Source organism: Sphingobacterium alimentarium, assembly GCF_004342685.1.
Classification (GTDB): Bacteria; Bacteroidota; Bacteroidia; order Sphingobacteriales; family Sphingobacteriaceae; genus Sphingobacterium; species Sphingobacterium alimentarium.
Genome location: NZ_SMBZ01000025.1, coordinates 40653 through 50126 on the forward strand (window position 1 = coordinate 40653; position 9474 = coordinate 50126).

General features: G+C 39.4%; 7 protein-coding genes. 5 read left to right on the plus strand and 2 right to left on the minus strand.

Features of this window, described 5'->3' with window-relative positions:
* Positions 1-17: 17 nt before the first annotated feature.
* Positions 18-1745 carry a M23 family metallopeptidase gene (locus EDC17_RS10160; protein ID WP_132777973.1) on the minus strand — a complete coding sequence of 576 codons (1728 nt, stop codon included), beginning with the start codon at positions 1743-1745 and terminating at the stop codon, positions 18-20.
* Position 1746: 1 nt separating this feature from the next.
* Positions 1747-2358, minus strand: a complete 612-nt coding sequence (locus EDC17_RS10165) for a fumarylacetoacetate hydrolase family protein (protein ID WP_132777974.1) — start codon at positions 2356-2358, stop codon at positions 1747-1749.
* A 246-nt stretch (positions 2359-2604) separates the two neighbouring features.
* On the opposite strand from EDC17_RS10165, the gene EDC17_RS10170 reads away from it, so the two are divergent.
* The 5 genes from EDC17_RS10170 (at position 2605) to EDC17_RS17620 (ending at position 9288) form a co-directional block, all read left to right on the plus strand.
* Positions 2605-5622, plus strand: coding sequence for a SusC/RagA family TonB-linked outer membrane protein (locus EDC17_RS10170; RefSeq protein ID WP_132777975.1), 3018 nt, complete (start codon positions 2605-2607; stop codon positions 5620-5622).
* A gap of 11 nt (positions 5623-5633) precedes the next feature.
* A complete protein-coding gene (locus EDC17_RS10175) occupies positions 5634-7265 on the plus strand; it encodes a RagB/SusD family nutrient uptake outer membrane protein (RefSeq protein ID WP_132777976.1) in 1632 nt (543 codons plus the stop codon).
* A gap of 61 nt (positions 7266-7326) precedes the next feature.
* Positions 7327-8496 (plus strand): glycoside hydrolase family 76 protein, encoded by a 1170-nt coding sequence (locus EDC17_RS10180; protein WP_132777977.1) that lies wholly within the window; start codon positions 7327-7329, stop codon positions 8494-8496.
* 149 nt (positions 8497-8645) lie between these two features.
* Complete coding sequence (locus EDC17_RS10185; RefSeq protein WP_132777978.1) at positions 8646-9101, plus strand: DUF4372 domain-containing protein; 456 nt, start codon at positions 8646-8648, stop codon at positions 9099-9101.
* 43 nt (positions 9102-9144) lie between these two features.
* A complete protein-coding gene (locus EDC17_RS17620; RefSeq protein ID WP_394343357.1) occupies positions 9145-9288 on the plus strand; it encodes a hypothetical protein in 144 nt (47 codons plus the stop codon).
* Positions 9289-9474 lie beyond the last annotated feature (186 nt).

Consider the following 9474-nt stretch of genomic DNA (forward strand, 5'->3'; position numbering starts at 1 on the left):
ATATTAATTTAGTTTCTCTACCTTACAAACTTCGCTTGGTAAACTCTTTCGTTGTCTTTCCAATCTTTAACAATCAATTTGAATATATGTTCGCCTTTGGCTAGCGAGGGGTCAAAGCGGTGCCATAGATGCCTATTCTTGGAATCATATTCCATCAGTACCCACTTGTTATCTATATATCCATTGAAGGATTGAATTCCCGAAAAATTGTCAGCGATGGTAAAATCTATTTTACTTTGTGTTGCTACATTTTTCCCGTTGGTAAGATTTCTGGCTGTAATAGTCGGCGCAATAGTATCTACAGCTACATAGAAGTCTCCAAAATTACGCGTATTGACGGTGACCCAGCCCGCTTCAAACTTGCCGCCCTCAGCTCCTCCGTCGGTGGAAGCAATTAAAGCTTTGCTTTCCAAATAAGAGGGTAGGTTTGTGGGTTTTATTGCAAGTTTATAGGTGGAGAATAAAGGTGTCAGATTATTATGCACTTTGTGCAAAGTAGAAAAACCATTTCTTGGTTGCGGCAATTCTTCATACACAAAATCAAGATTGCTGTACAGCACGCCTGTAGGAATTTCTATCTGCGCATGCTCTGTTGTGATCGTATGCGAGGTGTTATATGCCAGCAACTTGCCTTTTAGTGGTTGTGTATTAGCGGTTTTGGTAACTGTATTGTTCAATTTGAAATCCAGTTCACTGCAATTGCCTGCGACGTCCTTCACCACATATTTGGCATTATAGATCTTATTTTCTGTTAATTCAACGATGCCTTGATTGTGCAATGCTTTGAATATTTCTATAGGATTTCCTGGATCTTTAAAGGATTTTTGGATTTTTGCTTTCGTCTTTTTCCAATGCGGGTAGTCTATATAAGAATGTATACCACGCGAAGTGTTGAAATCCAATTCTTCGAATACTACCGTAGAAATAAGTTGTCCATCTACAAAGAGTTCAATCGAATATACACCATTCTGAAATCCTCCGGCACGATGCCTATCAATGGTGTTAATTCCCAAGCCAAATTTCCCTAATACGGGAATAGCAGCTGATTGAGAAAGGCTATACTTCCCGTTTCCAACACTCTTGACCCCATAGGACTTGCGTGCTGTGAACTCGTTAAACATATAGGCCTGATCATCCAAACCATAAACCATAAGACTATTGATGGTCGGATTGAATTTGTCGGCAAAACGCAATCCAAACAATTGTGGATTCAATGGATGCTGTGTTTTGCTATCTCGTATTTCGAAATGCAGATGAGGACCACCCGATGCTCCTGTATTACCTGCATTACCAATGTACTGGCCTTTACTTACTTTGACTTGTGTGGTCTGCAAAGTAATGTCGACATCAAAACGCTGCTGCTTATATTGCTCCGCGCGTACTATACTGGTTAACGCATCATTGAAGGTGTCCATATGTAAATAGACGGTAGAATATCCATTTGGATGATCTATATAAACCGCATTGCCACCGCCTCCGATCTGTACGCGAACGCGTGAGACAACTCCTTCGGCTGCAGCAAATAAAGGCAAGCCTATTTTTTGCTGCGTACGGTAATCGTCTCCGGCATGAAAGTGGGTGCTTCTTAATTCACCAAAAGTGCCCGAAGCGTCCATAGCAATATTCAAGGGATTGCGAAAATATCCTTGTGGATAGGATCGAGATTTTATGATGTCTTTGTTTTGTGCCTGTAGGGAGGAGTAGCTACTCACCACCGCAAGCATGAACAAGCCAAGTTTCTTCATATTATTTTATTTGTGTGATAAACATCAAATTGTCGTCGATGTATCCTTCTAATTTATCACCAATGGCTATTGGCCCGACACCCGCAGGTGTGCCCGTGTATATCAAATCTCCTTTGCGCAACGTAATAAATTTCGATATGTATACAATGAGTGAATCAATATCGAAAATCATATCCTTAGTGTTCCCAACTTGCACAGCCGAACCATTTTTCTGTAGAGAAAAATTGATGTCAGATAGGTTCTCAAACTCTTCTTTTGGAATTAGGTTACTGATCACAGCAGAATGGTCAAATGCTTTTGCCAATTCCCAAGGTAATCCTTTCTCTTTATGCTTGGACTGAATATCCCGCGCAGTAAAATCAATACCCAATCCCACTGCATCATAATATTTATGCGCAAACTTAGCGGACACATGCTTGCCTTCGTTACAAATTCGATAAACAACCTCACATTCATAGTGAATATCTGAAGAGAATTCAGGAAAATAAAAATCTTTGTTGTCTTTCAAAATTGCCGTATCGGGCTTCATAAAAATTACCGGGGACTCGGGTACCGGATTGTTTAATTCCTTAGCGTGATCTATATAATTTCTGCCTATAGCGATGATTTTCATACAATTTCTCTGTGTTAAAATATCAAATTTACCAATTCAGGATGGGAATAGCAATTAATGGCTCAGCTGGAATTGGACAGGGTGTAAAAAACATTTATTGATTTTTTACTTTGCTAAATCGATTAAAATGATTTAATTAGTGCTAATTATAAACGAAAATTACAACAAACTTTTGTGTCCTACATCGCATTTGCGTATTCGTGTAGCTTTTTACCAACGAAACATAAACTAATTAACTTATACTATATGTTGAAAACAGACAAACTAAGACTAAGAAAAGGAAAGTTATGGGTTCTCTCTTTTTCTTTACTCGCTACGAGTTATAGTCCAGTTTATGCCCATTTGCCATGGAATGGTGAGGGATTACCAAATTATAGCCTACAGCAACAAACTGTAGAAGGAAGGGTAGTAAATCAATCAACAGGCCAGGCTATCTCAGGCGTTACCATTACGGTGAAAGGAAGCAGTGTTTCTACGCAAACCGATGAAAACGGCCGATTCAGTATTCAGGCACAAAATGGAGCTGTATTGGTGGCTACATATTTAGGCTTCCAAGTGTCCGAACGCAGTGTGTCGGGTACGCAAATTTCTTTCTCACTCACTCCCTTGGAAGAGGTGATTGACGAGGTAATAGTAGTTGGATATGGTACCCAGCGCAAGAGCGAAGTCACTTCAGCTGTATCTTCTGTGAAGGAGAAAGACTTTAACCAAGGGGGGATGCGAAGCCCGATCGATCTTGTACAAGGTAAAGTCGCTGGTCTTAATGTGACAAGGACACAAGGTAGTAATCCTAATGCTGGTACAAGTATCCAATTGAGAGGTATGGCCTCGATCAAAGGGGGTAATACACCACTCATTGTGATTGATGGTATTCCTGGAGGAAATTTGGATCTGATTAAACAAGGGGATATTGAGTCTATAGATGTGTTGAAAGATGGTTCGGCTGCTGCTATATATGGTACCAGAGGTAATGGAGGTGTTATCTTGATTACGACCAAGAAAGGTAAATCTGGAACTTCTGCTTTTGAATATTATACTTATGCTCAAACAGAAGCTGTCGCTAGAAGACCTAATATGCTTTCTGCTGATCGGTTCCGTACGTTGGTGATTGAAGGATTAGATAGACCGACATTAGATTTAGGAAGTAATACGGATTTGTATGATGAATTGATTAATCACAATAATTTTTCGACGTTCCACAATTTTGTGGCCAGCGGAGGTGGGGAGAATTCTGTATACCGAGCTTCTATTAATTATGAAAAAGCGCAAGGTATTGCCAAGAAAAATGAGCGAGATCAATTCGGCGGCCGTGTGAATTTCAGCCAAACTGGATTAAATAGTCGCCTTACATTTAGTGGGAATATAGCGGCCAATTTCAATAAAGCAGATTTATTGGGCGGAAAGACCGAATATTTCGAACAGGCAATACAACGTAATCCTACAGCACCGTTGTATAATGAAGATGGTAGCTTCTATCAGACACAAGGATATAACAACTTTAATCCTTTGGACAGAATGGCTAATCGTATTGAGGATCGTGATCAGCAAACTTTCTCTGGAGATGCCAGACTGAAGCTTCAAATTATCGACCCATTGAGTATCAGTACCTTCGCCTCGTATGTTCGAAATGCTACAAATAATAGACAATATCGATCCATCAAAGATTGGGACCAACGGTTAGTATCCGAATACCAAGGTATGGGATATGCGTGGAAAGGTAATGATTTGTCATGGTCTAAAACCTTTGAAACGACAATTGATTATAACCAATCCTTTAATGATGTGCACAATGTAACCGGATTATTGGGATATAGCTACCAATACAGTACTGCGGAAAATTTCAATATGTCTAATAATGGATTTACATCAGATGCATTTTTAGATTGGAATATGGGTGCTGGTACAGCATTGACAAATGTCCAATTACCAAGACCAGGGATGAGTTCATTTAAGGATGACAATACTCTAATTGCATTTTTTGGACGTGTAAATTATAACTATGCTGATCGATATTTCGTAAGTGCAATATTAAGAAGGGAAGGTTCTTCACGCTTCGGGAAAAATAACAAATGGGGTAATTTCCCAGCGATTTCTGCAGGATGGAATATTACCAATGAAGAATTCTTTACCAACAAAGAAGTATTTAGCAACCTAAAATTGAGAGCAGGATACGGTGTGACAGGAAATCAAGGCTTTCCAAATTATCAATCCTTAGTATTATTAGGTACAGGAGGAGTATATCCGCAAAATGGTGTGTATTATCAAACATATGGTCCTACGCAAAACCCCAATCCAGATCTGAAGTGGGAACAAAAAGCAGAGACAAATGTAGGTTTGGATTTTGGTTTATGGTCGAATCGCCTAACGGGATCCGTGGATGTGTATACACGTAGAACAACAGATTTATTGAATCAATATACGGCTCAACAGCCCGCATATGTTTCAGGTAGTATCTGGTACAATGTCGGAGAAGTGACTAATAAGGGGGTGGAATTGCAATTGACAGCGATGCCGATTATGAATGATGAGTTTACCTGGACCGTTGATTTTGCTGGTAATTACCAAAAAAATAGATTGGTAAAAATGTCGAATGAAACCTTCAAGAGTGATTGGCTTCCATTTGGTGGATTGCCTTCTCCAGGTAATTTAGGTGACGCTATCCGTTTGGAAGAAGGCGGGGAAATAGGCTCTTTCTATGGAAAAAGATTTGCTGGCATTAACGATGAGGGTAAATGGTTATTTCATAAAGCCGATGGTACTACAGGAACAGCCGGACAGATGAGTAATGAGGATTTGACTTATATAGGAAATGGTGTGCCTAAATATCAAGCTTCCTTGGGTAATCGGTTTACTTATAAAGGTTTTGATTTAACGGTGTTCTTCCGTGGTAAATTCAAATATCAAATCTTAAATACGGCAGATATGTTTTTTGGCAACCAGAAGTGGATACCAAACAACGTGTTGGAGTCCGCTTTTGATAAGCATAGGGATATTATTGATGATCCGCAATATTCTGATTATTACTTAGAAAATGGAAATTTCGTCAAATTGGATAACGTCACTTTAGGCTACAATTTCAAATTAAAAACAAACTATGTACGTAATCTATATGTATACCTTACAGGTAGAAATGTTGCTACTATTACCTCCTACTCAGGTTTAGATCCAGAATTGCAAGACACAGGATTTGATGCGGGGATAGATAGTCGTGGATTTTATCCAAGAACAAGATCTTGGACATTTGGGTTAAATATTGGTTTTTAAAAAGAAGAACGATGAAAAAGATAAATAAAAAAGTTCTCTTCACAGTGGCATTAGCTTGTTCTGGATTTTTTAATTCATGTACAGACCTGACAGAGAAAGTATATAACAGTATAATAGAAGACAACTTTTATAACAACAAGCGAGAAGTTATGCAAGCGGCATTGCGTCCTTTCACGCACATGCAAGCCTGGTATGCTCCCACAGGGCAGAGTGGCTACTATTATCATTCTGAATTAAGTGCGGACCAGCTGGCATGGCCACAGAAAGGAAGGCATGGTTACGATGGGGGTGATCATATTCGCCTGCATTATCACACGTGGACGAGTAATGAGAATAGACTCCGTAATGTCTGGACATTGATGTGGGGAGGAGTAGGTTATGTGAATAATGCTATTCAAGATATCGAAGCCTTAGATGTGGCTACCGTAGAAGGATTTACTGATGATGATAGGAGTGAAATTGTCGCCCAACTGAAAGTTTTACGTGCTTTCCATTATATAAAAATAATGGATTTGTGGGGCAATGTTCCTATTGCGACCAAAGTAGCAGATCCAATCAACCCAGAAACCCGCCCACGAGCAGAAGTTTTCGAATTTGTGCAACAAGAACTTATAGACAACGTTGAAAAGTTACCATTGACCTCGGCAGCAAATATTGGACAAGTCTCCCGTGCCGCAGGCTATGCAATGATGGCCGAGCTTTATCTCAATGCTGAAAAATGGGTAGGAAAAGCTATGTGGGATGAGTGTATTGCAGCTTGTGACAAGATCATCAGTGGACAAGGTGGAGGAATTGGCGGTGCACCCCAATTGTCGGCAGACCTAAACTCTTTATTTAGCAATACCAATTCAGCCAATCCAGAATCATTATTTCAATTCCAATTCAGCCGTAAAGCAGGATTTACGTTCGATTGGGGTGGTTTTTTCTTTGGATATGACTATATGAAGGAAGTATTGAAAGTAGGATATGGTGGTTGGAATGCATTAGTTGTTATTCCGACGGCATTTGATGCCTATGCAGAGAATGATTTGCGTAAGAAGGAGTGGTTCTTGTTTGGGCCTCAATATAAATACGGCACTACTACGCCTGTGTTGGGTACTGAGGAATATAATGATAAGCCCTTGGTATTTGTGAATAGTATTCGAAGAGAGAGTGAGGGAGATATGACAAGTCCGGGTAGTATGACAGAAGGAGAAGAAAACTCGGGTGCAAGATTTCATAAATACAAATCAGGCACCTTGGATGATGTAAATTATCAGGAAAACGATTACATTATTTACCGCCTTACAGAAATCTATTTTAATAAAGCCGAAGCGCTAATGCGTAAGAATAATGGAGTCGCAAATGCTGAAGCAGTAAACTTGATAAACGAATCCCGAAAACGTGCGTTCACCACTGCAACTTGGCCAGCAAATCAATATACTACAGCTACATTAACGTTGGATGAATTATTGAGCGAGCGCGGACGCGAATTCATTTTTGAGGGCAAACGACGTACAGATCTAATAAGATTTAATAAATTCACGACGGCCGCTTGGTGGGATCACAATCCATCGAATGACCCCAATAGAGAATTGTTTCCAGTTCCAAATAACCAAATTGCGATCAATCCTAATTTGAAGCAAAATCCTGGATACGAATAATAACAAGTCAAGGCTCTAGTAGTGGAGCCTTGTTTTTTACTAAAACCTTTTTAGATGCATCATGGCAAAAAATCATTTTATTGTTTTTTTATTTTTTATACTGACCTACAATAAAGCACAGGCCCAGAAACATCCTAATATGGAACGAGCGCAGGCGACCCTTGATTCGATCTATAAATATTATGGTGTATCAGGTAGTCTGCTCTTGCGCGAAACATATCCTTTTGAGGATAATTACAAAGCCGACTATTTAGTGAGCCAGGAGCAAGCTAACAGAGCAAATCCTTATGCCTACCTCTGGCCCTATTCCGGTTCATTATCGGCGCATGTTGCGCTATATGCTCAGCATAATCTACCGGCGAGCAAAGCGCAGATAGATACGCGTGTGCTACCAGGCTTGGAAAAATATTATGATACGCGATCTCCCGCAGGGTATGCCTCTTATGTCAATTTCGCACCGACTTCGGATCGGTTTTATGATGATAATGTTTGGTTGGGTATTGATTTTACCGACCTATACTTACATACAAAAGAGTTAAGATATTTACACAAAGCCGAAGAAATTTGGCAATTTGTGGCCAGCGGCATGGACGAAAAACTTGGTGGAGGCATATATTGGTGCGAACAACGTAAGGAATCAAAGAATACCTGTTCAAATGCACCGAGCATCGTGTATTTAGCAAAATTATATAAGGCTACTAAAAAACAAGATTACTTAGATTTAGCAAAGCAACTGTATCAATGGACGCAGACAAACTTAATGGACAAGTCGGATTCGCTCTATTTTGATAATATAAATCTGGAAGGGAAGCTCGATAAAAGGAAGTATGCTTATAATTCTGGCCAAATGATTCAAGCGGGAGCCTTACTTTACACCCTAACGGCGGAGAAACGCTATTTGTCCGATGCTCAGCAGGTCGCCAAGAGTGCCTACCAAGAATTTTTTACAGATCATGCACAGCCCGGAGAGCCCACCCGCTTATTAAAATCGGGAAATATGTGGTTTATTGCTGTGATGGCGCGTGGTTTTGCAGAGCTGTATCATATTGATAAGAATAAACAATATGTACACACCATGCAGGCCAATCTGGATCATGCATGGAATAAAATGCGTGAATCAAACGGTTTATTCAATAAAGATTGGAAAGGGCAAGGGAAAGATGAAAGAAAATGGTTACTGGATCAGTTCGCTATGGTCGAAATGTTTGGTAATTTTGAATTTAATCCCTAAAGTTATTGATTTACAAAAGTTTGTGAGAGGAAGTTAGGAAATACATTTTATATAATTTTAACAGAAGGGTCCCAAATAAGGGGAAAAATGGCGGTGGTTTAATATAGCAGGTATTGCTATATTTAATTCGCTAAAATAATACTACCGCCATGGTAAATATAAACGTATTTTCTCAGATATTAGGTCTAGTAGACCGTGACATTTTTAATAAATTGGTTCAAAAGTACCAATGCGACAGGCATCATAAAGGAATTAACAGTTGGACACATATTGTTAGTATGCTTTTCTGCCATCTTTCATCTGCGGATTCCGTTCGTGATATTTCTAATGGTCTGCGTAGTACTTCAGGTAACATGAGCCACATGGGTATCTCTAGGACACCCAGCAAGTCCAATTTATCCTACATCAACAAACATCGCGATCATCGCCTATTCCGAGACCTTTATTACAAACTTTTGGAACATTTATGGAATAGAAATTATCCTAGACGCGCTGAGATTAATAGACTCAAACGTAAAGTATTTCTCATGGATGCTACTATTATACCCTTGTGCTTGAGTGTATTTGACTGGGCAAAATTCCGCAGTGCTAAGGGAAGCTGTTAAACTTCATACTATACTTGATTATGATGGCTGTATACCAAGTTTTGTGCATATCACAGATGGTAAACAACATGAATCTAAGATAGCCAAGACCATTTCATTTCCTAAGGGCTGTGTAGTGGTTGTAAATAGAGGCTACGTTGATTATGCTTGGATGAACGTTTTGGATTGTTATGACTTTAACAAATAAATTTTATTTTTTTAAGCCGCCGCTCCGCTATTTTTTATATATGGTGTCTGCTTATTTATGACAGCTGCCGCCCTGAGTACAATTTTGTTCCTAATAGCATTGATTACACTCATTTTAGGCTTTCCTTCTCCCGTTTTTCTTTCATAGTATCCTTTGAACTCCGGATAAGATTGTATTGCCGATATA